The sequence below is a fragment of the Streptomyces sp. NBC_00727 genome (assembly GCF_045161745.1).
In the GTDB taxonomy this organism is placed as follows: Bacteria; Actinomycetota; Actinomycetes; order Streptomycetales; family Streptomycetaceae; genus Streptomyces.
Window position 1 is genome coordinate 2,307,576 of sequence record NZ_CP108981.1, and the last position, 24,249, is coordinate 2,331,824.

The 24,249-nt window shown below is 72.1% G+C and carries 20 protein-coding genes and 1 tRNA gene; 8 read left to right on the forward strand and 13 right to left on the reverse strand.

What is annotated here, in order from left to right; genetic code table 11:
- Positions 1 to 98 precede the first annotated feature (98 nt).
- The gene (locus tag OG242_RS10190; protein WP_405897845.1) at positions 99 to 374 is read left to right on the forward strand and encodes a hypothetical protein; all 276 of its coding nucleotides are present in this window, start codon (positions 99 to 101) and stop codon (positions 372 to 374) included.
- Positions 375 to 431: 57 nt separating this feature from the next.
- Complete coding sequence (glmS, locus tag OG242_RS10195) at positions 432 to 2,261, forward strand: glutamine--fructose-6-phosphate transaminase (isomerizing) (protein WP_405897846.1); 1,830 nt, start codon at positions 432 to 434, stop codon at positions 2,259 to 2,261.
- A 133-nt stretch (positions 2,262 to 2,394) separates the two neighbouring features.
- Here the strand turns inward: glmS and OG242_RS10200 are convergent, their stop codons facing one another.
- Positions 2,395 to 2,916 (reverse strand): universal stress protein, encoded by a 522-nt coding sequence (locus OG242_RS10200; protein WP_405897847.1) that lies wholly within the window; start codon positions 2,914 to 2,916, stop codon positions 2,395 to 2,397.
- Positions 2,917 to 3,831: 915 nt separating this feature from the next.
- Between OG242_RS10200 and OG242_RS10205 the strand changes: the two genes are divergently transcribed.
- The 3 genes from OG242_RS10205 (at position 3,832) to OG242_RS10215 (ending at position 5,835) form a co-directional block, all read left to right on the forward strand.
- Complete coding sequence (locus tag OG242_RS10205; protein WP_405897848.1) at positions 3,832 to 5,034, forward strand: helix-turn-helix domain-containing protein; 1,203 nt, start codon at positions 3,832 to 3,834, stop codon at positions 5,032 to 5,034.
- A 10-nt stretch (positions 5,035 to 5,044) separates the two neighbouring features.
- Entirely contained in the window at positions 5,045 to 5,647 is a 603-nt protein-coding gene (gene orn / locus OG242_RS10210; RefSeq protein ID WP_405897849.1) for an oligoribonuclease, read from the forward strand.
- A gap of 115 nt (positions 5,648 to 5,762) precedes the next feature.
- Positions 5,763 to 5,835: transfer RNA gene (locus OG242_RS10215), tRNA-His, on the forward strand.
- Between the two features lie 274 nt (positions 5,836 to 6,109).
- Here OG242_RS10215 and OG242_RS10220 read toward each other — a convergent pair.
- The 6 genes from OG242_RS10220 to OG242_RS10245 all read right to left on the reverse strand — a co-directional run bounded on the left by OG242_RS10220 (position 6,110) and on the right by OG242_RS10245 (position 13,929).
- Positions 6,110 to 7,141 carry a LacI family DNA-binding transcriptional regulator gene (locus OG242_RS10220; protein WP_405897850.1) on the reverse strand — a complete coding sequence of 344 codons (1,032 nt, stop codon included), beginning with the start codon at positions 7,139 to 7,141 and terminating at the stop codon, positions 6,110 to 6,112.
- A gap of 258 nt (positions 7,142 to 7,399) precedes the next feature.
- On the reverse strand, positions 7,400 to 8,866 hold the full coding sequence (locus OG242_RS10225; RefSeq protein ID WP_405897851.1) for a GH1 family beta-glucosidase: 1,467 nt from the start codon (positions 8,864 to 8,866) through the stop codon (positions 7,400 to 7,402).
- A gap of 124 nt (positions 8,867 to 8,990) precedes the next feature.
- Positions 8,991 to 9,911 carry a carbohydrate ABC transporter permease gene (locus OG242_RS10230; RefSeq protein WP_405897852.1) on the reverse strand — a complete coding sequence of 307 codons (921 nt, stop codon included), beginning with the start codon at positions 9,909 to 9,911 and terminating at the stop codon, positions 8,991 to 8,993.
- A 15-nt stretch (positions 9,912 to 9,926) separates the two neighbouring features.
- A complete protein-coding gene (locus OG242_RS10235; protein ID WP_405897853.1) occupies positions 9,927 to 10,925 on the reverse strand; it encodes a carbohydrate ABC transporter permease in 999 nt (332 codons plus the stop codon).
- Between the two features lie 208 nt (positions 10,926 to 11,133).
- Positions 11,134 to 12,462 (reverse strand): ABC transporter substrate-binding protein, encoded by a 1,329-nt coding sequence (locus tag OG242_RS10240; protein ID WP_405897854.1) that lies wholly within the window; start codon positions 12,460 to 12,462, stop codon positions 11,134 to 11,136.
- 771 nt (positions 12,463 to 13,233) lie between these two features.
- Positions 13,234 to 13,929: an FCD domain-containing protein gene (locus tag OG242_RS10245; protein WP_405901567.1), complete on the reverse strand. Its 696-nt coding sequence runs from the start codon at positions 13,927 to 13,929 to the stop codon at positions 13,234 to 13,236.
- A 232-nt stretch (positions 13,930 to 14,161) separates the two neighbouring features.
- On the opposite strand from OG242_RS10245, the gene OG242_RS10250 reads away from it, so the two are divergent.
- A complete protein-coding gene (locus OG242_RS10250) occupies positions 14,162 to 15,904 on the forward strand; it encodes a 2-isopropylmalate synthase (RefSeq protein WP_405901568.1) in 1,743 nt (580 codons plus the stop codon).
- Between the two features lie 134 nt (positions 15,905 to 16,038).
- On the opposite strand, the gene OG242_RS10255 is transcribed toward OG242_RS10250, so the two are convergent.
- From OG242_RS10255 to OG242_RS10265, 3 genes are all read right to left on the reverse strand, one after another.
- Positions 16,039 to 17,514: a cellulose binding domain-containing protein gene (locus tag OG242_RS10255; protein ID WP_405897855.1), complete on the reverse strand. Its 1,476-nt coding sequence runs from the start codon at positions 17,512 to 17,514 to the stop codon at positions 16,039 to 16,041.
- 129 nt (positions 17,515 to 17,643) lie between these two features.
- Positions 17,644 to 19,047 carry an ATP-binding protein gene (locus OG242_RS10260; protein ID WP_405897856.1) on the reverse strand — a complete coding sequence of 468 codons (1,404 nt, stop codon included), beginning with the start codon at positions 19,045 to 19,047 and terminating at the stop codon, positions 17,644 to 17,646.
- Positions 19,044 to 19,748 (reverse strand): response regulator transcription factor, encoded by a 705-nt coding sequence (locus OG242_RS10265; RefSeq protein ID WP_405897857.1) that lies wholly within the window; start codon positions 19,746 to 19,748, stop codon positions 19,044 to 19,046. The genes OG242_RS10260 and OG242_RS10265 overlap by 4 nt, the downstream gene beginning before the upstream one ends.
- A 68-nt stretch (positions 19,749 to 19,816) precedes the next feature.
- Between OG242_RS10265 and OG242_RS10270 the strand changes: the two genes are divergently transcribed.
- Complete coding sequence (locus OG242_RS10270; RefSeq protein WP_405897858.1) at positions 19,817 to 20,356, forward strand: hypothetical protein; 540 nt, start codon at positions 19,817 to 19,819, stop codon at positions 20,354 to 20,356.
- A 6-nt stretch (positions 20,357 to 20,362) separates the two neighbouring features.
- Here the strand turns inward: OG242_RS10270 and OG242_RS10275 are convergent, their stop codons facing one another.
- Positions 20,363 to 21,172, reverse strand: a complete 810-nt coding sequence (locus tag OG242_RS10275; protein WP_405901569.1) for a spermidine synthase — start codon at positions 21,170 to 21,172, stop codon at positions 20,363 to 20,365.
- 174 nt (positions 21,173 to 21,346) lie between these two features.
- The gene (locus OG242_RS10280; protein ID WP_093710801.1) at positions 21,347 to 21,724 is read right to left on the reverse strand and encodes a hypothetical protein; all 378 of its coding nucleotides are present in this window, start codon (positions 21,722 to 21,724) and stop codon (positions 21,347 to 21,349) included.
- 254 nt (positions 21,725 to 21,978) lie between these two features.
- On the opposite strand from OG242_RS10280, the gene OG242_RS10285 reads away from it, so the two are divergent.
- Positions 21,979 to 23,379, forward strand: coding sequence for a tetratricopeptide repeat protein (locus tag OG242_RS10285; protein ID WP_405897859.1), 1,401 nt, complete (start codon positions 21,979 to 21,981; stop codon positions 23,377 to 23,379).
- Positions 23,380 to 23,570: 191 nt separating this feature from the next.
- Here the strand turns inward: OG242_RS10285 and OG242_RS10290 are convergent, their stop codons facing one another.
- The gene (locus OG242_RS10290; protein WP_405897860.1) at positions 23,571 to 24,167 is read right to left on the reverse strand and encodes a histidine phosphatase family protein; all 597 of its coding nucleotides are present in this window, start codon (positions 24,165 to 24,167) and stop codon (positions 23,571 to 23,573) included.
- Positions 24,168 to 24,249: the final 82 nt, after the last annotated feature.

A 24,249-nucleotide genomic window follows, 5' to 3' on the forward strand; every position in this document is an offset into this window, starting at 1 on the left:
TCCACCCAAGCCAGAAAAACAGGGCCAGTATCACGGTTCTCTGCCCGATATCGGGCAGGATTGTTGCGCTCGAACCCCTTCCGTCGCAGTATCGACGGGTGCTCGAACGCCTCTCGTCGTACGACGACCTCATTGACCACGTGGTGCGCAGCACCACGCTCCCCCGCGGGGAAGCCGCCCGGGTGATCCTCGACGTGCTGGCGTACTTCGACGAGACGACCGAGGTCTTCGTCCGCCGCCGCCACCGCGAACTGCAGGCCGGCGGCCTGGTGAACACGGAGATCTTCGAACGGATCGCGGCCGAACTGCCGCACCGGGCGGTCGCGCCGCCGGAGCTCTCGCTCCGTCAGCTGCGCCGCCTCGTCTACGGCTGAGGCCGCCTCACGGCCGGGTACCCCTTACTTGTTCGTCGTTGGAGGGCAGAACGCTCTATGTGCGGAATCGTCGGTTACATCGGAAAGCGTGACGTGGCCCCGTTGCTGCTTGAGGGCCTGCAGCGGCTGGAGTACCGGGGTTACGACTCCGCCGGCATCGTGATCACCGGGAAGCCCGCGGCCGGGAAGCCCGCCACGCTGAAGTCGGTCAAGGCCAAGGGCCGGGTCCGCGAGCTGGAGTCCCGGGTCCCCAAGCGCTTCGCCGGCACCACCGGCATCGCCCACACCCGCTGGGCCACCCACGGCGCCCCGAGCGACGAGAACGCCCACCCGCACCTGGACGCCGCGGGCAGGGTCGCCGTCGTCCACAACGGGATCATCGACAACGCCTCCGAGCTGCGCGCCCGGCTGACCGCCGAGGGCGTCGTCTTCCTCTCCGAGACCGACACCGAGGTGCTGGTCCACCTGATCGCCCGCTCGGACGCCGGGACGCTGGAGGAGAAGGTCCGCGAGGCCCTGCGCTCCGTCGAGGGCACCTACGGCATCGCCGTCCTGCACGCCGACTTCAACGACCGCATCGTGGTGGCCCGCAACGGCTCCCCGGTCGTCCTCGGCATCGGCGAGAAGGAGATGTTCGTCGCCTCCGACGTCGCCGCGCTGGTCGCCCACACCCGCCAGGTCGTCACCCTGGACGACGGTGAGATGGCCACCCTCAAGGCCGACGACTTCCGTACGTACACCACGGAGGGCTCGACCACGACGGCCACGCCGACCACCGTGGAGTGGGAGGCCGAGTCGTACGACATGGGCGGCCACGACACGTACATGCACAAGGAGATCTCCGAGCAGGCGGACGCCGTCGACCGGGTGCTGCGCGGCCGGATCGACGACCGGTTCTCCACGGTGCACCTGGGCGGCCTCAACCTGGACGCCCGCGAGGCGCGCGGGGTCCGCCGGATCAAGATCCTCGGCTGCGGCACCTCGTACCACGCGGGCCAGATCGGCGCCCAGCTGATCGAGGAGCTCGCCCGCATCCCCGCGGACGCCGAGCCCGCCTCCGAGTTCCGCTACCGCAACCCGGTCGTGGACCCCGACACGCTGTACGTCGCGGTCTCGCAGTCCGGCGAGACGTACGACGTGCTGGCCGCCGTCCAGGAGCTGAAGCGCAAGGGCGCGCGGGTCCTCGGCGTGGTCAACGTGGTCGGCTCGGCCATCGCCCGCGAGGCCGACGGCGGCACGTACGTGCACGCGGGCCCCGAGGTGTGCGTGGTCTCCACCAAGTGCTTCACCAACACCGTGGTCGCGTTCGCGCTGCTCGCCCTGCACCTGGGCCGCATCCGGGACCTGTCGGTCGCCGACGGCAAGCGGATCATCGAGGGCCTGCGCAAGCTGCCCGCCCAGATCAGCGAGATCCTGGCGGGCGAGGACGAGATCAAGAGGCTGGCCGCCGAGTACGCGGACGCGAAGTCGATGATGTTCATCGGCCGGGTGCGCGGCTACCCCGTCGCCCGCGAGGCCTCGCTGAAGCTCAAGGAGGTCTCGTACATCCACGCCGAGGCCTACCCCGCCTCCGAGCTGAAGCACGGCCCGCTCGCCCTGATCGAGCCCGCGATGCCGACCGTGGCGATCGTGCCCGACGACGACCTGCTGGAGAAGAACCGCGCCGCGATGGAGGAGATCAAGGCCCGCAGCGGCCGCATCCTCGCCGTGGCCCACCAGGTCCAGGAGAAGGCCGACCACACCATCGTCGTACCGAAGAACGAGAACGAGCTGGACCCGATCCTCATGGGCATCCCGCTCCAGCTCTTCGCGTACCACACGGCGCTGGCCATGGGCCGGGACATCGACAAGCCGCGCAACCTGGCGAAGTCCGTCACCGTCGAGTAGGCACGGCACCCCCGTCGCACGGAAACGGACCCCCGGACACCGCTGGTGTCCGGGGGTCCGTTTCCGTATACGTACGTGCTCCGCCGGGTGGCGCGAACGCACCGCCCCGGAACCACGGTCCGCAGCCGGGGCGTTACGGGATGACGACCACCGGGCGCTGTGCGCGGCGGGCCAGCCGGCCGGCCACCGAGCCGAAGATCTTGCCCACCAGGCCGTGCGTGGAGCCCACGACGATGGCGTCGGCCGAATACTCCCGGCCGACCTCCTCCAGCTCGTGGCAGATGTCCCCGCCGCGCTCCACGAGCACCCAGGGGACCTCGGTGAGATAGTCCGCGCAGGCGAGCTCCAGGCCGAGGACCTCGGTGCGGTGGTCCGGGACGTCGACGAAGACCGGGGGCTCGCAGCCCGCCCACACCGTGGTCGGCAGCCGGTTGGCGACGTGGACGATGATCAGACCGGAGCCCGTCCTGCGGGACATGCCGATCGCGTAGGCGAGGGCCCGCTCGCTGGACGTCGAGCCGTCGAAGCCGACGACGACCCCATGCCGGAAGGCGGGGTCGCACGGACGGCGTGCTTGTTCGGCCGCCAGCGGGTCCGACATGGGGTCGGCTACCTGCTCGCGGTCTGCGGGTTCGGGGATTTCGTGACCGGCCATCGGTGTCTCGGCGAAGAGAGTCCTCGTGAGGGAAGCGACGTGGGAAGGTGCGTCAGCGGGCGGTGTCGTGGTGTCCGGGAATCATCTTCCCAACCCCTTACCCCCAAGGGTACGGCGCCACTCCTTCAATGCCCGCCCCGCGCACGGCGCATGCGACGTTTTCCGGAGCATGCCCGAGAGCGGGCCCGGATGGCAATGCCGGTTGCCCGGTACACAGACCGCCCGGTCCGCTCTCCGGCACCCTCCCGGCCCCTTCCCGGCACCCGGCAGGAACGATTCGCCGTGTCCCGCGGGAGCGTCGCCCCGGCGTACCGGAACCCACCCTTCCGGGGGAGTCGGCCGGCGCGCGCCGGCCCGTCCGGAACCTGCCGCACGACCCGCGCCCGGCGTGACCCGGTGGGCGGTATTCGGCTGCCCGTCGCCACCCGCGTCCCGCCGGGCGCGCCGGCCCGCCCGGCGCGGCCCCACTTCCCTTGCGAGGGGGCGCGCAGGGGCGGACAGGCGCCCCGGGTCGTGCGCCGGTAGAACGACTGATATCCGCACACGCGACCGTACATTTTCAGCCAACTTCAGGGCCGGGTTCATTCCTTGTCGAAATGGCCGATCAACCCCCTTGCCACCAGGCAGGAAGAGACCGGGCGGTACGCTTCCGCCCAATGGGGACGGGCCATGAACGCCGGACGCACTTCCCTGTACGACCTGCGAGTGAAACGCTTCGTGATCGAACGCTTCCCGCCAGGTTGCCTTGTCGACAATGAGCCGGTTGGTGAACTTGTCACGACGGCACCACGGGACGCAGTAGATTCGATCTTGGGCGTCGAAGGCCGGGACTCGTGCACGACCGAGGGGACAAGTGCAGGTGCGACAGGCCCGTAAGGACCAGGAAGACGCGAACACCGAGGGGGGCTTAGCGTCATGAGCCAGGACTCCGCCACCGCAACGGAGGCTGTACGGAAGCTGGGCGGAAGACGACGCCGTGAAGTCGTCGCCGTACTGCTCTTCAGCGGTGGCCCCATCTTCGAGAGCTCCATCCCGCTGTCGGTGTTCGGAATCGACCGCCAGGACGCGGGAGTTCCGCGCTACCGGTTGCTCGTGTGCGGCGGTGAAGAGGGACCCCTGCGCACCACCGGCGGACTCGAACTGACCGCGCCCTACGGGCTGGAGGCGATCAGCAGGGCCGGCACCGTCGTGGTGCCCGCCTGGCGCTCGATCACCTCGCCGCCGCCCGTGGAGGCCCTGGACGCGCTGCGCCGCGCCCACGAGGAGGGCGCCCGCATCGTCGGGCTGTGCACCGGGGCCTTCGTGCTCGCCGCCGCCGGACTGCTGGACGGCCGTCCCGCCACCACGCACTGGATGTACGCGCCGACGCTGGCCAAGCGCTACCCGTCGGTGCACGTCGACCCGCGCGAGCTGTTCGTCGACGACGGGGACGTGCTGACCTCCGCCGGGACGGCGGCCGGCATCGACCTGTGCCTGCACATAGTCCGCTCGGACCACGGCACGGAGGCCGCCGGGGCACTGGCCCGCCGGCTCGTCGTGCCGCCCCGGCGCAGTGGCGGTCAGGAGCGCTACCTCGACAGGTCTTTACCTGAGGAAATCGGCTCCGACCCGCTCGCCGAGGTCGTCGCCTGGGCGCTGGAGCATCTGCACGAGCAGTTCGACGTGGAGACGCTGGCCGCGCGCGCCTACATGAGCCGGCGGACCTTCGACCGGAGGTTCCGCTCGCTCACCGGCAGCGCACCGCTCCAGTGGCTGATCACCCAGCGGGTGCTGCAGGCGCAGCGCCTCCTTGAGACGTCGGACTACTCGGTCGACGAGGTCGCGGGCCGCTGCGGCTTCCGCTCGCCGGTCGCGCTGCGCGGGCACTTCCGCCGCCAGCTCGGCTCCTCCCCCGCCGCGTACCGGGCCGCCTACCGGGCCCGCCGTCCGCAGGGCGGGGTACCGGAGCCGGTCATGGTGACGGAGGTGGCGGTGCCCGCCCAGGGCACCTCCCAGAGCCGCCGTAGCGCGGTCCCCGGTCTGTCCGGCGCCGCACCCGCGGCGCTGGACGCGAAGGCGGGCACCGACGTGTTCGCCGCGGGGCGCCCGGCCCTCCCCGGGCAGCGGAGCGCCCCGTAGGGTGGGGCGTATGAACGACCGCATGGTGTGGATCGACTGCGAGATGACCGGGCTCTCGTTGACGGAAGACGCACTCATCGAGGTGGCCGCGCTGGTCACCGACTCGGAGTTGAACGTGCTCGGCGAAGGGGTGGACATCGTGATCCGCCCGCCGGACGCGGCGCTGGAGACCATGCCCGAGGTGGTGCGGCAGATGCACACCGCCTCGGGCCTCCTCGACGAGCTGGCCGGCGGCACGACGCTGGCCGACGCCGAGGAGCAGGTCCTCGCGTACGTACGGGAGCACGTGAAGGAGCCCGGCAAGGCGCCGCTGTGCGGCAATTCGGTGGGCACCGACCGGGGCTTCCTCTCCCGCGACATGCCGCTCCTGGAGGGCTACCTCCACTACCGGATCGTGGACGTCTCCTCGGTCAAGGAGCTCGCCCGCCGCTGGTACCCGAGGGCGTACTTCAACAGCCCGGAGAAGAACGGCAACCACCGGGCCCTCGCCGACATCCGCGACTCCATCACGGAGCTGCGGTACTACCGCGAGGCGGTCTTCGTCCCGCAGCCCGGCCCGGACTCCGAGCAGGCGAAGGCGGCGGCCGCGCGGGTCTCGCAGCCCCGCACCTGAAGGCGCTGGTCACGGCCCTTACGGGGGCCGCGACCCCCCGCCGGGAAATGAGTGCGCGAGCACCCTCCCGGACCCTGTACACTTTTTCTCGGCCGGTCGGAAACGCCCGGACGTGGTGGGTATAGCTCAGATGGTAGAGCACCTGGTTGTGGTCCAGGATGTCGCGGGTTCGAGTCCCGTTACTCACCCTGTACGAAGAAGCCCCTGTCCTGCGGAAACGCGGACAGGGGCTTCTTCGTGCCCTGGTCCGGCCGCGAGGCCCCGGCCGTTCGACGGAGTCGGTGAACTCCGACCACGCGGCCGTGCCGAAGGCGAGCGCGGGGCGGGGCGGGGCGGGTGGGGCGGGGCCCTGGGGTGGCGTGCGCCGAGGGGTGCTGCGGTGTGCCCTCACGTCGGGACACCGGGGCGCCGCCCACTCTCACGGCAACGACGACCGGAGCGGCGGGTTGCCGCGATCCGGCCTCAGGACGAGTCGCGGACCACCAGCTCCGTCGGCAGCACGATCTGGGCGCGGTCCGCGCTCTCGCCGGAGATCATGTCGAGCAGGACCCGGGTCATCGTGCGGCCCATCTCCTCGATCGGCTGGCGCACGCTGGTGAGGGCCGGGTCCATGTGGCGGGCCACGGCCGAGTCGTCGAAGCCGATGAGGGCGACGTCGTCCGGGATGCGGCGGCCGGCCTCGCGCAGGACCTGGCGGGCGCCGGCGGCCATCACGTCGGAGGCGGCGAAGACCGCGTCCACGTCGGGGCGGCGGGCGAGCAGGTCGCGCATCGCCTGGACGCCGCCCTCCTCGGAGAAGTCGGCGGGGGCGATCAGCCGCTCGTCGGGCTCCAGGCCGGCGTCGCGGACGGCCTGGCGGTAGCCGTCCAGGCGGCTCTGGGAGGCGTAGACGTCGAGCCGGCCGGTGATCGTGGCGATGGCGCGGCGGCCGCGCGAGGCGAGGTGCTCCACCGCGCCGCGGGCGCCCTCGAAGTTGTCCGAGTCGACCGAGGAGAGCGATTCGGCGGCGGATCTGCGTCCGTTCATCACGGCGGGCATGCCGAGCTGTTCCAGCAGGTCGGGCAGCGGATCGCCGGCGTGCACGGAGACCAGCAGCACACCGTCCACGCGGTGCGCGGTGAGGTACTGCGCGAGCCTGCGGCGCTCCCGGTCGCTGCCGACGAGGGTGAGCAGCAGCTGCATCTCCGTGTCGGCGAGGGCGGCGCCGACCCCGCGCACGATGTCGGAGAAGTACGGCTCCGCGAAGAAGCGGCTCTCCGACTCGGGCACGACGAGCGCGATGGCGTCGGTGCGGTTGCCGGCCAGCGCGCGGGCCGCACGGTTGGGTACGTAACCCAGCTCGGCGACGGCGGCCTCGACCGCCTCCCTGGTGTGCGCGCTGACCCGGGGCGATCCGTTGATCACCCGCGAGGCCGTGCCCCGCCCGACCCCCGCCCGCGCCGCGACCTCTTCGAGCGTGGGCCGGCCCCCGCTCCGTACTCGCGCTGCCGTCATGGCTGCCTCCCGTTCGCGGTCAATTTCTCACAGTCGGATAACCAAACCAAGTCCTGGTGTTGGTCGCCCTGACACTGTGCGGGACCGGTCGGCCGCTCCCCTGCCCCACCGGATGGGAGCGCTCCCACTCTACGCGCGTGGTCAAGCGGTACGCACAGGCCGGGGGCGTCGGGGCCGGGAAACGACTGAGACCCGGCACGGGTGCCGGGTCTCAGCGGGCCGGTACGGGTCAGGACGTACCGGAGAGGGAGGGAGATGTCAGGCGAGGTCGCCCTGCGGGGGCAGGGCGTGGCGGCGGATCACGTCGGCGTACCAGTGGGCACTGGCCTTCGGGATGCGGCGCTGGGTGGCGTAGTCCACGTACACCGCGCCGAACCGCTTCGAATAGCCGTACGCCCACTCGAAGTTGTCCAGCAGCGACCAGAGGAAGTAGCCGCGCACGTCCGCGCCGTCGGCGACCGCGCGCTGCACGGCGTCGAGGTGGCCGTGCAGGTACGCGATGCGCTCGGGGTCCTGCACCCGGCCCTCGGGCGAGACGTAGTCGTCGAAGGCGGCGCCGTTCTCGGTGACCATCAGCGGGATGCCGGGGTGGTCGCGGTTGACGTCCATGAGCAGGTTGTAGAGCCCGTTGGGGTCGATCGACCAGTTCATGGCGGTGGTGGCCTTGCCCTCGGCGAGGTGGAAGGCGACGTGCTCGGAGCCGGGCCAGGGCGAGTGGTCGCTCGCGCCGTGGCCGTCGTTGCGGGTGTCGCCGGCGCCCTCGGCGGGCGTGGAGACCAGGGTCGGCGTGTAGTAGTTGATGCCGAGGACGTCGACCGGGCGCGCGATGGCCTCCAGGTCACCGTCCTGGACCAGCTTCGACCAGTCCACCAGGTGCGCGGTGTCCGTGAGCAGGTCCTCCGGGTAGGCGCCGTGCAGCATCGGGCCGGTGAAGACCCGGTTGCCGACCGCGTCGATGCGGCGGGCGGCGTCCGCGTCCTCGGGGCTGGGCGTCAGCGGGCGGACCTGGTGGAGATTGAGGGTGACCGAGGTCTGCGCGGTAGCGGGGAGTTGACCGCGCAGAACCTCGATCGCCCGGCCATGGGCGAGGTTGAGGTGGTGGGCCGCCCGCAGGGCGGAGGCGGGCTCGGTGCGGCCGGGGGCGTGCACGCCGGAGCCGTAGCCGAGGAAGGCCGAGCACCACGGCTCGTTGAGGGTGGTCCACGTACCGACGCGGTCGCCGAGCGCGCCGGCCATGATCGCGGTGTAGTCCGCGAACCGCTCGGCGGTCGCGCGCTCCGGCCAGCCGCCCGCGTCCTCCAGCTCCTGGGGCAGGTCCCAGTGGTAGAGGGTGGCGACGGGCGTGATGCCGGCCTCCAGCAGCTCGTCGACCAGCTTGCGGTAGAAGTCGAGCCCGCGCTCGACGGCGGGGCCGCGGCCGGTGGGCTGGACCCGGGACCAGGAGATGGAGAAGCGGTACGCCTTCAGCCCCAGCTGCTTCATCAGGGCCACGTCGTCGCGGTAGCGGTGGTAGTGGTCGGCGGCGATGTCACCGGTGTCGCCGTTGCGGACCTTGCCGGGGGTGCGGCTGAAGGTGTCCCAGATGGAGGGCGTGCGCCCGCCCTCGGCGGCGGCACCCTCGACCTGGTAGGCGGCGGTGGCCGCTCCCCAGACGAAGCCCGTCGGGAACGTGGTGATGGCCTCGGGCACCGGCTTCGGGGCGATGTCAGGTCGTACGGCAGTCATGCGGGAGCGCTCCCAGGGGTGTGACGGACAGGGGCGGTGACGGGGTGGGGCTACGGAGCCCGTACGGTCCGCGGGGCGGGCGGGGACCGTACGGCTCCGTGACGGAGAAGCGGCGAGCGGGTGGTCAGCCCTTGACGGCGCCGGACATGATGCCGCCGACGATCTGCTTGCCGAAGATGACGAACACCACGAGCAGCGGCAGGGTGCTGATCAGCGCGCCGGCCATCACGATGCTCTCGTCGGGGGTGTAGGAGGCCTTCAGCGAGCCGAGGGCCACCTGAAGGGTGGGGTTCTGCTGGTTCAGCGCGAGGTAGGGCCAGAAGAAGTCGTTCCACGACTGGACGAAGGTCAGCATGCCCAGCACCATCATCGCGGGGCGGGCCACCGGGAGCACGACGCTCAGCACGATGCGGAAGTTGTTCGCACCGTCGATCTTGGCCGCCTCGATCAGCTCGTAGGGCAGCGCTTCGATCAGGTACTGCCGCATGAAGAACACGCCGAACGCGCTGACCAGGGTCGGGAAGATCACCGACTCGAGGCTTCCGCCCCAGCCGAGGTCGGCCATCATCATGAACAGCGGGACGACGCTGAGCTGCGGCGGGATGGTCAGGGTCGCGATCACCGCGGTCATCAGCGCGCCGCGGCCCCGGAAGCGCATCTTGGCGAAGGCGTAGCCGGCCAGGGTGCAGAAGAAGAGCGTCGCCAGCGTGATGCAGCCGGAGACGATGAAGCTGTTGACGATCGCCTTGCCGAGGTTGGCCTGCTCCCAGGCGGCTTCGAGGTTGTGGAAGAGCCGGCCGCCCGGCAGGAACGGCGGGGTGGTGGCCAGCACTTCGTCCTGGGTGTGGGACGCGGCCACCAGGGTCCAGTAAAGCGGCAGCAGCGAGCCGATGCCGACGACGGCCAGCGCTATGTAGGCGAACGGACCGCCCTTCAGCTGCTGCCCGGCACCGGGCTTGAAGCGGCTCGGGCGCTTCTGCGCGCGGTGGGCGGTGCGCACCGGGCGGACGGACCCGGGGGCTTTGGTGGGGCTGGTGATGGTCATGGATATCGCTCCCGGTCAGACCGCGGATTTGCGTACGAAGCGGCCGATGAGCCAGTTGACCGCGGCGATGATCAGCAGGATGGCGAGCATCGCCCAGGCCACTGCGGCGGCCGGACCGAGATGGCCCAGTTTCCAGCCGTAGTTGAAGAGGTAGATGCTGAGCGTCTCGTACTGGTTCTCGTTGCCGCCGGTCGCACCGAGCGCGCCGCCCTCCAACAGCAGGGGCTCGCCGAACAGCTGCATGGAACCGATGGTCGAGATGACGATCGTGAACAGGATCGTGGGCCGCAGCGAGGGGATGGTCACCTTGAGGAACTGCTGCCAGCGCGAGGCGCCGTCCAGCGAGGCGGCCTCGTACAGATCGGACGGCACGGCCTGCATCGCGGCGAGGTAGATCAGGGTGTTGTAGCCGGTCCAGCGCCAGATCACGATGACGGAGATGGCGATCTTGGACGTCCAGTGACCGTTGGCCCAGTTCGTGTCGCCGAGGCCGACGAACTCCAGCGCCCAGTTCAGCAGACCGCCGTCGGTCCGGAAGACCAGGGCGAAGACGAGGGCCGCGGAGGCCACCGAGGTGGCGTACGGGGTCAGGATGATGGTCCGCCAGAAGGTGCTGGCGCGGAGCTTGTAGTTCAGCAGGTGCGCCAGGCCCAGGGCCACGAGCAGCTGCGGGACCGTCGACATCACACCGATCAGGAAGGTGTTGCTGACGGCCGTCCAGAACTCCGAGTCGTGCAGGATCCTGTCGAAGTTGCCCCAGCCGACCCATTCCATCTGGTCCAGGCCGGTCATCTCGACCCGGTGGAGGGCGATCCAGCCGGTGTAGATCAGCGGGTAGAGCCCGAAGGCGCCGAAGACGAGGAAGAACGGGGCGATGTAGGCGTACGGCGACGCCTTGTCGTCGAACCGCCAGAGGCGGCTCCGCCACGTCTGCCGGCGGGTGCTCGCCGGCTTCCGTTGTGAGCCGGGGGGCGGCGGGGTGTACACGTCCCGGGTGGGAGACGAGGTGGCCACGGGCGGGATTCCTTCCCTGGAGTGCTTGAGTTACCCGGGTACGAGGCAGGGGCCGAGGAGGCGTGCGGTGGGCTTCCACGGGGCGGCCGGGGAGTTACCCGGTCGCCCCGTGCAAGCCCGCCGGCAGACGCGTCCCGCACGGCCACGCCCCTGCGGGATGGCGACGCGCAGGTGCGGGCGGCCCGGGGGCCGCCCGCCGCTGCGAACGTCAGCCGATCACCTTGTCGATCTGATCCGTCGCCGCGTCCCACGCCTTGTCGGGCTCGGTTCCGCGCTGCTCCATGTTGTTGATCTGGGTGGAGATGGCCTGCTTGATGTCGGCGTCCTTCGGGCCGATGATGGCCTCGGGGATGGACTTGGCCTCATCGGCGTAGATCTGGCCGATCGGGGCGTTGTTGAAGTACTCGAGCTTGCCGTTCTTCACGTCGGCCAGCTCGTACGCGCCCTTGTTGGACGGGAAGAGGCCGGTCGCCTTGAAGACGGCGGCCTGCTGCTCGGGGGCGGTCAGCCACTTCGCGAGCTTGCTGGCCTCCTCCACGTGCTTGCCCGCCTTGGGCACACCGAGGAACGATCCGCCCCAGTTGGCGGCGGACGAACCGGGGGCGGTGGTGATGTCCCACTTGCCCTTGTTGCCTTCACCGGCGTTCACCGAGATCTGGGCGGCCATCCAGGCCGGGCAGACGACGGTGGCCATCGAGCTCTTGCGCAGAGCGGCCTTCCACGGGTCACTGAACTGGGCGAGGCCCTGGGTCAGCTTCTTGTCCGCGGCCTCGGCCGCCAGGTTCCAGCCCTGCTTGACGCTGGGGCTCTCCGCGTAGATCGCCTTGCCGTCCTCGTCGTAGTACTGCTTCGCGTTCGAGCTGACCACGGCGTTGAACATCGCGCTGGCGGAGTCCATGAAGTAGGTGTCCTTGGGCGCCTTCTTCTTGAACTCCTCACCGAGCTTGAGGTAGTCCTCCCAGCCGCCGGAGATCTTGGCGGCGACTTCCTTGCGGTCGGTCGGCAGACCGGCCTTCTCGAAGAGCTCCCTGTTGTAGCAGAGCGACATCGGGCCGATGTCGGTCCCCGCGCCGATCACCTTGCCGTCCTTGGTGGTGGCCTGCTTCTCCTTCCAGGACACCCACTCGTTGACATCGATGACCTTGCTCAGGTCGGCGAACTGGTCCGCCTTCGTGTCGACGATCTCCTTGATGCGTCCGACCTCAAGGCCATGGACGTCGGCCAGACCACTGCCCGAGTTCAGCTGCTGGAGCAGCTTGGGGTAGTAGTCCTCCTCCTTGGCGGTGGTCTCTTCCTTCACCGTGATGTTCGGGTGCAGCTCGTGGTACTTCGCGAAGAGGCCGGCTTCCTTGTAGCCGAACTGCCCGTAGTCCGCGACGGTCAGCGTAATCTTCCCGTTCGCGTCGGAGGACGTGTCGTCCGACGAGTCCGAGTCGCTGCTGCAGCCGGTCAACAACAGCGCCGTGGCTGTCAGGCCCGTGGTGGCCAGAACCGCGACTCTGCGGCTCCGACCGGCGGCGGTGCGGGTGATACGCATTCCACTACTCCTTGTTCCAGGGTGGGACTGGCTCACTGCGTGGCATTCGCGCTGGTGAGTGCGGGTGCCGGATGGTTCAGGGGGGAGGACACGGGCAGTGCCGTTCACCCGGGAAAATCCCGCGTGATGTGGGAGCGCTCCCATGCGTCGATGTCGGAAGATTGCTGCCTGCGGGGGGTGGGTGTCAAGAGTTGAAGGCGCTTCCGTTGCGCGAGCGTGTCCTGCAAGTCACGAGACCGTGTCCGACCGAGGGCTTGCCAAAGCGGGGCGCCGCGTTGCGGCGCGGCGTGGAGGTTTGAATTTCCGCAGGTGGGAGGCCGGTTGGGGTTGGATCTTGGTCGGATCGCCCCCGGAAACCGGCTGTGGTGCCGGTTTTTCGGCATCCCCCGGAAACGGTCTTCCTGGACCGCGGAGAACCGCGAAGGGCCCGCCGGGAAGTGAACGGGATACGGCACCGAGGGGGCGGGGATGCGGAGTTGCGCGTTCTTTGCCCGAAGCCGGGGCCGGCTGACGCCGGCGGGGCGGGGTGGGCCGAAGTGGTTCGGAGGCCCTGGCCCGGCAAGGAGGTCCGCCTGCTCCCCGGAGGGCGTCCACGAGCCCGTCGGCCCGGCGTTCCGGCTCACCGAGCGCCCCTCCGGGGCGCCGCCGCGGCCGGATCGCCGCGAAGACCGGCCACCACCCGCGGGGCGTCCTCGGCGAGTACGCACAGGAGCGGCGGACGCCCGGAGCGGCCGACGCCCGGAGCGGCCGACGCCCGGAGCGGCGGCCCCGTCAGGCCGTGCGCAGCCGGGCCAGCGTGGCGGCCAGCTCCTCGTGCGCGGCGCGCGCCGCCGCGTCCGCGTCGCCCGCCACCACGGCCGTGACCAGGGCGCGGTGGCCCGCGTGCCCGTGCTGGGGGTCCGCGCGGCGCAGCCCGAGCAGGTCCACCAGGTCGATGAGCCCCTGCCGCAGGGCCGGGACGAACTCGGCGAAGAGGTCGCTGAGGACCGGGTTGTGCGCGGCGGCCACGACCGCCCGGTGCACGGCGATGTCCGCGTCCACGAAGTCCGCGTCGTCGGCGCCCTCCCCCGCCTCCAGCCGGGCGGTGAGCGCCGCGTCGAGGGCGGTCAGGTCCTCGTCCGTGCGGCGGTGGGCGGCTAGGCGGGCGGCCTGGACCTCGATGAGCATGCGGACCTCGTAGACGTCGGCGACCGACGCCCGGCGCAGCCGCACCGGCCAGTCCTCGGTGACGTGGTCCGCGACGACGAAGACGCCGGCGCCCTGCCGGGACCGCAGGAGGCCGAGCGCGGCGAGGGTGCGGACCGCCTCGCGGACCGTGGAGCGGCCCACACCCAGGTCGCGGGCGAGGGTCGTCTCGCCCGGGAGCTTCGTGCCGACCGGCCAGTGCCCCTCGGTGATCCGCGTCCGCAGATGGCTGGTCGCCTGTTCGACGAGGGGGCTGGGGCGGAGCGGGCCGGGCGGGGACACGTCGTTCACCTGTCAGGTTGTCTGAGGGGTTACGTTCTGGTTACTGTACCGCCCATGACGTACCGCGGTCTCCTCCTTCTCGGGTGCCGCGGCGGGGCCTGAAGCGATCGGCACCCCGCCGCGGGGTGCCGTGCTGTGCCGGTCGCATCAGGCGATGCGAGAAGAGACACCGTTCATGCGCGAGTTCACGCCCGGGTTCATGTCCGCGGCCACATCCGACGCCCGGTCCCCGATGCACGGCTTCCCCACCATCTGCACGCCCCGCGGCCCGGTCCCCGAGGCCGCGCCCCGCTGGAACCCCCAGCGCTCCAGCTCCATGCCCTCGCACCGCTACCGCTCCGCGTACGACCGCGTGGCGGTCCCGCTGACCGCGCGGAGCTGGCCGCAGGCCCGTATCGAACGGCCCCCGCTGTGGGTGCCGGTGGACCTGCGGGACGGCAACCAGGCCCTCGCCGAGCCGATGGACACCCCGCGCAAGCGGCGGATGTTCGACCTGCTGGTCGCGATGGGCTTCAAGGAGATCGAGGTCGGCTACCCGTCCGCGAGCCGCACCGACTTCGACTTCGTACGCCACCTGGCGACGAGCGGGGCCGTCCCCGACGACGTCACCGTGGTCGTCTTCACTCCCGCCAAGGCGGACCTCATCGAGCGGACCTTCGAGTCGGTGGCGGGCCTGGACCGGGTCGTCGTCCACCTCTACATCGCGACCGCGCCCGTCTGGCGCGAGGTGGTCCTGGGCCGCGACCGGGCCGGGGTGCACGGCGTGGTGCTGGACGCGGCACGGCAGATGGACCGGCTGTCGCGGGCGAGGCCCGAGGCGGACATCCGGTTCCAGTTCTCGCCGGAGGTCTTCAACCTGACCGAGCCGGACTACGTCCTGGAGATCTGCGACAGCCTGACCGAGCTGTGGGACGCCTCGCCGGACCGGCCGGTCGTCCACAACCTGCCGGCCACGGTGGAGATCGCCACGCCCAACGTCTACGCGGACCAGATCGAGTACATGCACCGCAATCTGGCCCGGCGGGACTCGGTCATCCTCTCCGTGCACCCGCACAACGACCGCGGTACGGGCGTGGCCTGCGCGGAGCTGGCGGTGCTGGCGGGCGCCCAGCGGGTGGAGGGCTGCCTGTTCGGCAACGGCGAGCGCACCGGCAACGTCGACCTGGTCAACCTGGCGCTCAACCTGCACGCCCAGGGCGTCGACCCGATGATCGACTTCTCGGACATCGACGAGATCCGCCGCACGGTCGAGCACTGCAACCGGCTGCCGGTGCCACCGCGCCACCCGTACGGCGGAGACCTGGTGTACACCGCGTTCTCCGGCACCCACCAGGACGCGATCAGCAAGGGCTTCGCCCGCCGCGCCGACGGGGAGTCCGAGCTGTGGGAGGTGCCGTACCTGCCGATCGACCCGGCCGATGTGGGGCGTACGTACGAGGCGGTCATCCGGGTCAACTCGCAGTCGGGCAAGGGCGGCATCGCCCATCTGCTGCGCACCGGCCACGGCGTGGACCTGCCGGCCGGGATGCGGGCGGAGTTCTCCCGTACGGTGCAGCGGTCGACCGACGACAGCGGTGCGGAGGCCACCGGGAAGGACCTGTGGAACCTCTTCGAGGCGGCGTACCTGGCCCCCGGGCAGGACGGCGGGGTGGCCCTCACCTCCTGGTCGGCGCAGACCGGCCCGGCCGGTGAACACCGCTTCGTCTGCACCCTGCGGGTGGACGAGCGGGAGGGCGACCACGAGGGGACGGGCACCGGCCCGGTCACCGCGTTCGCGGACGCGCTGGCGGCGGCCGGGGTGGAGGCGGCCGTCCTGGACCTGGTGGAGCAGGGGCCGGACGGGACCGGGACGGCGACCGCGTACGCGCACTGCCGGGTGGACGGCGAGGAGCGCTGGGGTGCGGGGCGCGACGCCTCGGGTGTGGCCGCGTCGGTGGCGGCGGTGCTGTCGGCGGTGAACCGGGCGCGGGGGTAGCCGCTCCCGGAAGGGGTGCGCCCCCGGCCGGGTGAAGGGGGGTGCTCGCCCCGGCCGGGGGCAGTGGGGCGCGCACCCCGGCCGGGGTGGGGGGAAGGGGGGGCCGGGTCGGGGTGCGCGGAGGGGGTGTGGTCCTACTTGTAGGCGCCGAACGCCTTGGTGAAGGCGAGCGGTTCCTGCGTGATGGAGCTGCACGAGGCGTCGGCGGTGGGCTTCGCGCCGCCCGCGCACTCCTTGTCCCGGGTGCCCGACCACATCGCGAGCCAGGCGAGGCCCTTCTCCTTGGCGAAGGTCACCAGCTGGGTGGCGTCCTCGACCTTGAAGACCTCGGTGCTGACGTCGTTCACGCCGATCATCGGGGTGACGGCGACGGCCTTCCACGCCTCGGCGTCGGAGAGCCCGAGCACGCCCTTGATCTGGGCCTGGGTGGCGGTGGCCGCCTGGACGGCGTACGTGCCCATGTCGCCGCTGTAGGAGGCGCCGTAGTCCATGGCCATGATGTTGACCGCGCCGACGTCCACGCCGTTCTTCTTCGCGTCGGCGATCAGGTCGACGCCGGGCTGGGTCAGGCCCTCGGGCATCACCGGCAGGGTGAAGGACACGTCCAGGCCGGGGTGCGACTTCTGGAGCTGCGCGATGGCCTGCGAGCGGCGGGTGTTGGCGGCGGTGTCGGGGAGCGCGCCGCCCTCGATGTCGAAGTCGACCTTGGTCAGCTTGTACGTGTCGACGACCTTGCCGTACGCGGCGGCGAGGTCGGCGGCCGAGGAGCAGCGCAGGGCCAGTTCGGAGCCGGCGGCCCCGCCGAAGGAGACCCGGACGTCGCCGCCGGCCGCGCGCAGGGCGCCGATCTGGGAGGCGACGTGGTCGTCACCGAGGCCGGTGACCCCGCCCCAGAGGGGGGCGCAGCTGCCGCCCGAGGTGATGAAGGCGAGGTTGAACTGCTTGACCCCGGTCTTGTTCGCGGTGCCGGCCAGGTCGTACGCGGGGTAGAGCGAGGTGTCCACGTACGGGGCGAAGCGGGCGCCGCTGGCGGTGGAGCCGCCGTCGTCGGTCTTCGTGGGGGTCGGCGTGGGGGTGGGGGTGGCCGTGTCGCTGGGCTTGTCGGTGGGGGTGGCCGTGGGGGTCGGGGTCGCGGACTCGGTGGGGCGGCCGCTGGGTTCGGGGGTGGCGCCGGGGTCGACGGAGCACTTCGCGCCGTCGATGAGGCAGCCGGTGGGGTCGGCGGCCGTGCCGTCGGAGGCGGCGACGAAGCCGACGGTGACGGACTGCCCGGCGGCGAGCTGCTTGTTCCAGCCGGCGGGCCGCACGGTGACGTGGCTGCCGCTGACGGTGTGCTCGCCGTTCCACAGCGAGCTGAGCTTCGTGCCCGCCGGCAGGTCGAATTCGAGCGTCCAGTCGTTCTTCGCGGCGCCGGTGTCGTTGGTGACGACGTACTGCCCGGTGTATCCGCCGGTCCAGCCACTGGTACGGGTGTACGCGGCGCCGACCGCCGACGCCTGGGCCGTGCCGGTGAGGGCGAAGACCGTTCCGCCGATCACGGCCGCCGCGACGACCGAGCCGGTCACCTTGGTCCTCGTGCCCATCGTGCGCCGGTGCGTGCTGGTGCCCATCGCGTTCCTGCCTCGTCGTACGGGAGTGGGGGATGCGGGAGCACGCTAGCGGCTGCGGAACGGGCAAATGGGGCGAGCCGGACCGGAGTTGATGTTCTTAGGGCTGCCTTAAGGAGCGCATCGGCCGCGCTAAAGGTTCGGGCGTCCCGCACCCCGGAGGCGGCGTCGCTGCCGGCCCACCCGGTGGCCGCGTCCGCGCTGCCGCGGGCGCTGTCCGTCGAGCCCGATCCAGACCCGGACCTCCGTGCCGCCCAGCACCGAGCGGCCGATGCGCACGTCCCCGCCGGTGGACTCGGCGACCCGGCGGACGATGTCGAGCCCGAGGCCGGTCGAGCCCACCGCGTCCCGGGCCCCGCCGCGCGCCAGGGCCGCCTTCGGGTCCGCGATGCCGCCGCCCGCGTCCGAGACCAGCACGATCACCGCGTCACCGCTGTGGTGCACGTCGACCGCGAAGGCGGTGCCCTCCGGGGTGTGCCGGAAGACGTTTCCGAGCAACGCGTCGAGCCCGGCCGCCAGTTCGGGCCGGGCGACCGGGATGCGTAGCGTACGGTCCACCCCGGCGAGGCGCACCTCGCGGCCCTCGTCCTCGGCCAGCGCGGACCAGAAGCCCATCCGCTCGCGGATCACCTCGGAGGCGTCGCAGCCGGCGCCCGGGCCGCCGGGCTGGGTCTGCGGGCGCTGCTCGCGGGCGGTCCGGATGATCGTGTCGACCTCGCCCTCCAGTTGTTCGACGGCCGCCCGGGTCTGCTCGGCCGCGGGTCCGTCGCCGAGGGACGCGGCGTTCAGCCTGAGGACGGTGAGCGGGGTGCGCAGCCGGTGCGAGAGGTCGGCGGCCAGCTCGCGTTCGTTGGCGAGGAGCTGGACGACCTGGTCGGCCATGGAGTTGAACGCGACCGCGGCGGACCGGAGTTCGTCCGGCCCCTCCTCCCGGACGCGGGTGCCGAGCCGCCCCTCCCCCAGGTCGTGCGCGGCGCCCGCGAGGCGGCGGGCGGGCTCGACCATGCGGACGCCGAGGCGGTCGGCCACGGCGACCGAGCCGACGATGAGCGCGACGCCGACGCCCGCCAGCATCAGCCAGGCGGTGGTGACCCCGTGGGAGACCGCGTCCTCGGGCACGAACACCTCGACGACGGCGATGTCCTCGGGGCCCACCGCGGTGGGCTGGAGCAGCACCGAGCCGCCGGTGACCTCGGTGATGGCGGCGCGGCCCGAGACGCGTACGGTCTCCAGCTCCTCGCGGGTGGCGTGCCCGCGGCCGATGTCCACCTCCACGCCGTCGGGCTCGCCGGTGGCCGGGATGTGGACGGCCATCCGGCCGGCGGCGCCCGGTTCGGTGGTGAGCACGGCCTTCTCGAGCTGGGCCCGGTCCGTGGTGATGGAGAGCGTCGGGCCGATCGTCGCGGCCTGGCGTTCGGCGTCGGAGAACGCGCGGTCGCGGGCCATCTCCTTGACGACGAGCCCGAGCGGCACCGCGAAGGCGACCACGACCATCGCGGTGACGGCCAGGCACACCTTGACCAGGGCCCATCTCATGCCGGCTGCTCCGGGGCCGGGGGCTGGAGCTTCACGCCGACGCCGCGCAGGGTGTGCAGGTAGCGGGGCCGGGCCGCGGTCTCGCCGAGCTTGCGGCGCAGCCAGGAGAGGTGGACGTCGATGGTCTGGTCGTCGCCGTAGGACTGCTGCCAGACCTCGGCGAGGAGCTCCTTGCGGGGGACGACGACGCCGGGCCGCCCGGCCAGGAAGGTCAGCAGGTCGAACTCGCGGCGGGTGAGGTCGAGCGCGGCGCCGTCGAGTTCGGCCCGCCGGCGCAGCGGGTCTATGGACAGCCCGCCGACCTGGATGACGCGCGAGGGCGGTGCCTCGCCGCCGGCGGCCCGTGCCCGGCGGAGCACGGCGGCCATCCGGGCCGAGAGGTGCTCCACGGAGAACGGTTTGGTGAGGTAGTCGTCGGCGCCGTCGTTGAGCAGCCGGACGATCTCGCTCTCGTCGTCGCGGGCGGTCGCGATGATGACGGGCACGTCGGTGATGCCGCGCAGCATCTTCAGCGCCTCGGACCCGTCGAGATCGGGCAGTCCGAGGTCGAGGATGACCACGTCGAAACGGAAGTGGGCGACTTCGCGCAGCGCTTCCAGAGCGGTGCCGACACTCCGTACGGTGTGACCGGCCTCCGTCAGGTGCCGGATGAGGGCGGAACGTACGAACTGGTCGTCCTCGACCACGAGCACACTGGGCATGGGCGGCACCGTACGCCATCGGACCTGCCCGGGTGTCATGTCCACCGGGTTCGTGGTGCAGGATGTTGATGATGCAACGAGGTCTCGTACACGCGCTGGCGTGGTCGCTCGCCACCGGCGCGGCGGTCACGGTGTCGTGGTGGGGTGTGCACTCCGTGCTGGCCGGCACGGTGTACGACCCGCCGCGCGCGGTGCCGGTCTCGGAGCCGACGACGGAGAGCCTGGCGTCCTCGACGCACCGCCCCGCCCCGCCGGCCTCCCCCGGCCCGAAGCCCCGGGCCACCACCCCGACGCCGTCCACGACGCCGTCCCGTACCCCCTCGCCGTCCCGCACCCCGGCGCCCAACACCCCTCGTCCGGCGTCCGGGACCACCACCCCGGCCGGGCAGGCGCGGAGTTACGCGACGGACGGCGGCCGGATCGTGTTCGAGATCCGGGAGGACTCGGCGGACCTGGTGTCCGCGACCCCGGAGCCGGGCTGGTCGATGCGGGTGTGGTCCAACACGACCTGGATACGGGTGAACTTCGCCCGGGACGACGGCACGACGGTCTCCGTCTTCTGCACCTGGAACGACCACGCGCCCCAGGTGGACATCGTCAACTCTTGACGGGCGTCAGTGGAACGCGCCCGGGGGCGGCGGCGGTGACGGGCGGGCGTCCGCGTCGTGCACGGGGGCCGCGCCACCGGTGAAGTCCGCGAGGGCCCTGCCGTGTTCGACGCGCCCGGGGTGCGGGTCCGTCGCGACCCGGCGGGTGAGCCGGGCGATCTCGGGCGCCGTGTCGGAGGCCAGCAGGACCGCGTTGCCGAAGCGGCGGCCCCGCCACACCGTGGGGTCGGCGGCGAGGGCGAGTTCGGGGAAGACCGTGGCGGCGGTGGCGATCTGGCCGCGCAGGTGGGCCAGCGGCGGCCCGTCCGCGAGATTGGCGACGTACGTCCCGCCGGGTTTCAGGACCCGGCGCACCTCGGCGAGGAACTCGGTGGTGGTCAGGTGCGCCGGGGTGCGCGCACCGCTGAAGACGTCCGCGATGACGAGGTCGGCCCAGCCGTCCTGGATCTTCCCGAGCCCGGCGCGGGCGTCGGTGGACCTGACCCTGATCCTGGCCTGCGGGTCCAGCGGCAGTTCGCGGCGCACCAGCTGCACGAGGGCCGCGTCCACCTCGATGACCTGCTGGGTGGACCGGGGACGGGTCGCGGCGACGTACCGGGCGAGCGTGAGGGCCCCGCCGCCCAGGTGCACCACGTGCAGCGGCTGCCCGGCGGGGGCGACGAGGTCCGCGATGTGCCCGATGCGGCGCTGGTACTCGAAGGAGAGGTACGCCGGGTCGTCGAGGTCGACGTGGGACTGCGGGGCCCCGTCGATCGTCAGCGTCCAGGCACGGCGGCGCTCCCGGTCGGGCACGAGCTCGGCGAGCCCGCCGTCCACGGGCTCGGAGACGTTGCTGTCCGGGACCGCGCGGCCCGCGCGCCCCTTGCGGTCGCCGGACGCTCCTCGACGTGCCACTGCTTCTCGCCCCTGCCCACTGCTCACCTTGTACGGGACGGACCGGTCCGCGCCGCCCGCCGTACGGCCATTATCGGTGCGATGAGGGCGGCCGGCTCAGCGGCAGTTGTCGGCGGCCTCGATCAGCCGGGCCGCCTGGTCGAGCGCGTCGCGCAGCACGGCCGGGTCGGTGACCGGGGTGTCCGCGGCGGGCGGCAGCAGCCAGCCGCTGCCGGAGACCGGCGGCTCGGCGGGGATGCGCAGCCCCCGGCCGTCGGTCCGCGTACAGGCGCTGCCCGGTACGTCCCAGCCCTGCGCGGTGCCCGGCGGTACCAGGAAGCCGAGGGTGTCGCAGGTGCCGTCGTGGATGACGGGGCCCACGACGTCCTGCGCGGCGCCCCGGCGCAGGATGTCGACGGCCTCCAGACCCTGCCGGGCGGGCACGGTCACCAGATCACAGGGTTCGTCGGCGGACGCCGTACCGCCGGTCGCCATGTCGGTGTGCAACAAGGGACCTCTCCTCTCATCGCCGGGCGGAGCCGCACTCCGTCTCCGTAGGGTCCAACGCCCCGACCGCGTCAAGGGCTACGGTGCGACACCGCCGCAAAGGGTGGCAGTTCATGGCGGATCGCGTCCGAGATGCCCACTTCGTCCGGAAACGCTGCGTGTGCGTACCGTCACAGCGGGTACGTTCTTGCTCCGCCGGGACACCGGAAACAACGCCCGGCTCGCACCGAGAGGGCCACGCCATGGTGTCGACAGGGGCAGTTCCCAACCTCGCCTTCCGGCGGCTGCGCGGTTCGCGCTCCGCCGGGGAGTTCGCTACCGCGGTACGCAGGTCGGCTCGCGAGATCGGCGAGCAGGTCGCGTGCGACGCCCGGTACATCGGACGCGTGGAGTCCGGCGAGATCCGCTGTCCCAACTACGCGTACGAGCGGGTCTTCCTGCACATGTTCCCCGGGACGACCCTGGAGGACCTGGGCTTCTCGCCCCGCGATTCCGTACGCGGGCGGGCGGCCAGGCCCGCGGCGGACGCCCCGCAACCCCCGACTGCCCCGCCGCTGGAGCCAGGCAGCGACACCGACGAGGAGAGCGACGTGCTGCGTCGCGTGTTCATGACGAGCGGCACCACCGCGGTGGCGGCCGTCTCCCTGGGTCTGGGCCTCGGCGGCCCGGCCGTCTCCCTGCCCCTGCAACGCCGGGTCGGCCAGACGGAGGTGAGCGCCGTCGAGCGGGCGGTGCGGCAGATCCGGCTGCTGGACGACCGGCACGGCGGGGACTGGCTCTACCGGCGCGCCTCGCAGCCGCTGCGCGCGGCGTACGCCCTGCTCGACGCCGGGACCGCGAGCCGGGGCGCCACGGCGGACCGGCTGCACTCGGGCGCCGGTGAGCTGGCCCTCTCGGTGGGGTGGCTGGCCCACGACTCGGGCCGCTTCGAGGACGCCCGCTCGCACTACGCGGAAGCGCTGGCCATGGCGCGGGTGGCCGGGGACCCGGCCCTGGAGGCGCACGCGTTCTGCAACGCGTCGTTCCTGGCCCGCGATACGGGGCGGCCGCGCGAGGCCGTGCGGGCGGCGGAGGCGGGCCTGCGCGCCGCGCAGCGGCTGGGCTCGCCCCGGTTGCGGGCGCTGCTCGCGCTCCGGGAGGCGGGGGGCCGGGCGGGGCTCGGGGACCGGACGGGCTGCGAGCGGGCGCTCGGCCGGGCGCACACCGCGTTCTCGCGGGGGCCGTCGGGGGCGGACCCGGAATGGATGAGCTTCTTCCGCGAGGCGGAGCTGGAGATGCTGGAGGCCCAGTGCTGGGCGGCCCTCGGCGACTGGTCCCGGGCCGCGCGCCACGCGGACCGGGCGGTCCGGCTCCAGGACCCCCGCTTCACCCGCAACCTCGCGCTGTACCGCGCGGAGCTGACCTGGGACCTGGCCCGCGGGGGCCGCCCCGAGGAGGCGGCGTCGGCCGGCCACGCGGTCCTGGACCTGCTGGACGAGGTCCAGTCCTCCCGCATCCGCGCGATGCTCATGGACGCGGTGGGGGCCCTGGGGCCCCGGTCAGGGGCGCCGCCGCGCGTGCGCGACTTCCTGGACCGCTACGAGACCGCTGCCGCGCCCGGCCAACCCGGCCAACCCAGCCAACCCAGCCCGTCCGGCGTTTGAGGACGGAACCCTCTGCCCCGGTCCGGGGCACACCACTCGGCCCTCCGGCCGGGGCCCCGGAACGCGCACCGCACCCCGTGCGCAACGGTTCCGTCCTCAAACGCCGGACGGGCTGGAATTCACCGCCGCACCGGCCCCGCCAGGGGCGCCGGACGGGCTGGAATGCGCACCGCCCCCCGCAGGGGCACCGCTCACCGCTCAAGGTGCCCCGTGTCGTTCCAGTGGTGGATCGCCGGCGACCCGTACGTCCAGCCCAGGACCGACAGCGACGTCGGCGCCAGCCAGATGCGCGCGCCGAAGGCGACGTCCTCGCCCATCCAGCGCGCGCCGAGCGCCCGCAGGATGTGGCCGTGGGCGAAGACCAGGACGTCGCGGTCGGCCGAGCGGGCCCACTCCACTATCTCGTCGGCCCGGGCCGACACCTCGGCGGTGCTCTCGCCCTCCGGCACCCCGTCGCGCCAGATGAACCAGTCCGGCCGGCCGGCCTTGATCTCGTCCGGGGTCATCCCCTCGTACGCCCCGTAGTCCCACTCCATCAGCGTGTCCCACGCCTCCGCGCGGTCGCCGAAACCGGCGAGCTCGCACGTCTCGGAGGCGCGGACGAGCGGGCTGGTGCGGACCTCCAGGTCGCGCAGCTCCGCCCACGGCCCCTTGTGCAGCCGCCGGCCGAGGAGCTTCGCCCCCTCGCGTCCGGCGTCGAGCAGCGGAATGTCCGTCCTGCCGGTGTGCCTGCCGTTGAGGGACCATTCCGTCTGCCCGTGCCGGGCGAGCAGGATGCGCGGTGCCATAAAAGGGTTCTCCCTGAAAAGCTGGGACCTGGGATGCGGTCATCTGAGACCTTGTTCCCATCATCCCGTATCCGCCCATGAA

What these genes read in the sequence shown, in the direction of transcription:
- glmS (WP_405897846.1), top strand. Translation starts at nt 432, where the DNA reads ATGTGCGGAATCGTCGGTTACATCGGAAAGCGTGACGTGGCCCCGTTG.
- OG242_RS10220 (WP_405897850.1), bottom strand. Translation starts at nt 7,141, where the DNA reads ATGACGGCAGCGCGAGTACGGAGCGGGGGCCGGCCCACGCTCGAAGAG.
- OG242_RS10240 (WP_405897854.1), bottom strand. Translation starts at nt 12,462, where the DNA reads ATGCGTATCACCCGCACCGCCGCCGGTCGGAGCCGCAGAGTCGCGGTT.
- orn (WP_405897849.1), top strand. Translation starts at nt 5,045, where the DNA reads ATGAACGACCGCATGGTGTGGATCGACTGCGAGATGACCGGGCTCTCG.
- OG242_RS10280 (WP_093710801.1), bottom strand. Translation starts at nt 21,724, where the DNA reads ATGGCGACCGGCGGTACGGCGTCCGCCGACGAACCCTGTGATCTGGTG.
- OG242_RS10260 (WP_405897856.1), bottom strand. Translation starts at nt 19,047, where the DNA reads ATGAGATGGGCCCTGGTCAAGGTGTGCCTGGCCGTCACCGCGATGGTC.
- OG242_RS10255 (WP_405897855.1), bottom strand. Translation starts at nt 17,514, where the DNA reads ATGGGCACCAGCACGCACCGGCGCACGATGGGCACGAGGACCAAGGTG.
- OG242_RS10285 (WP_405897859.1), top strand. Translation starts at nt 21,979, where the DNA reads ATGGTGTCGACAGGGGCAGTTCCCAACCTCGCCTTCCGGCGGCTGCGC.
- OG242_RS10250 (WP_405901568.1), top strand. Translation starts at nt 14,162, where the DNA reads ATGCACGGCTTCCCCACCATCTGCACGCCCCGCGGCCCGGTCCCCGAG.
- OG242_RS10230 (WP_405897852.1), bottom strand. Translation starts at nt 9,911, where the DNA reads ATGACCATCACCAGCCCCACCAAAGCCCCCGGGTCCGTCCGCCCGGTG.
- OG242_RS10265 (WP_405897857.1), bottom strand. Translation starts at nt 19,748, where the DNA reads ATGCCCAGTGTGCTCGTGGTCGAGGACGACCAGTTCGTACGTTCCGCC.
- OG242_RS10225 (WP_405897851.1), bottom strand. Translation starts at nt 8,866, where the DNA reads ATGACTGCCGTACGACCTGACATCGCCCCGAAGCCGGTGCCCGAGGCC.
- OG242_RS10290 (WP_405897860.1), bottom strand. Translation starts at nt 24,167, where the DNA reads ATGGCACCGCGCATCCTGCTCGCCCGGCACGGGCAGACGGAATGGTCC.
- OG242_RS10205 (WP_405897848.1), top strand. Translation starts at nt 3,832, where the DNA reads ATGAGCCAGGACTCCGCCACCGCAACGGAGGCTGTACGGAAGCTGGGC.
- OG242_RS10270 (WP_405897858.1), top strand. Translation starts at nt 19,817, where the DNA reads ATGATGCAACGAGGTCTCGTACACGCGCTGGCGTGGTCGCTCGCCACC.
- OG242_RS10200 (WP_405897847.1), bottom strand. Translation starts at nt 2,916, where the DNA reads ATGGCCGGTCACGAAATCCCCGAACCCGCAGACCGCGAGCAGGTAGCC.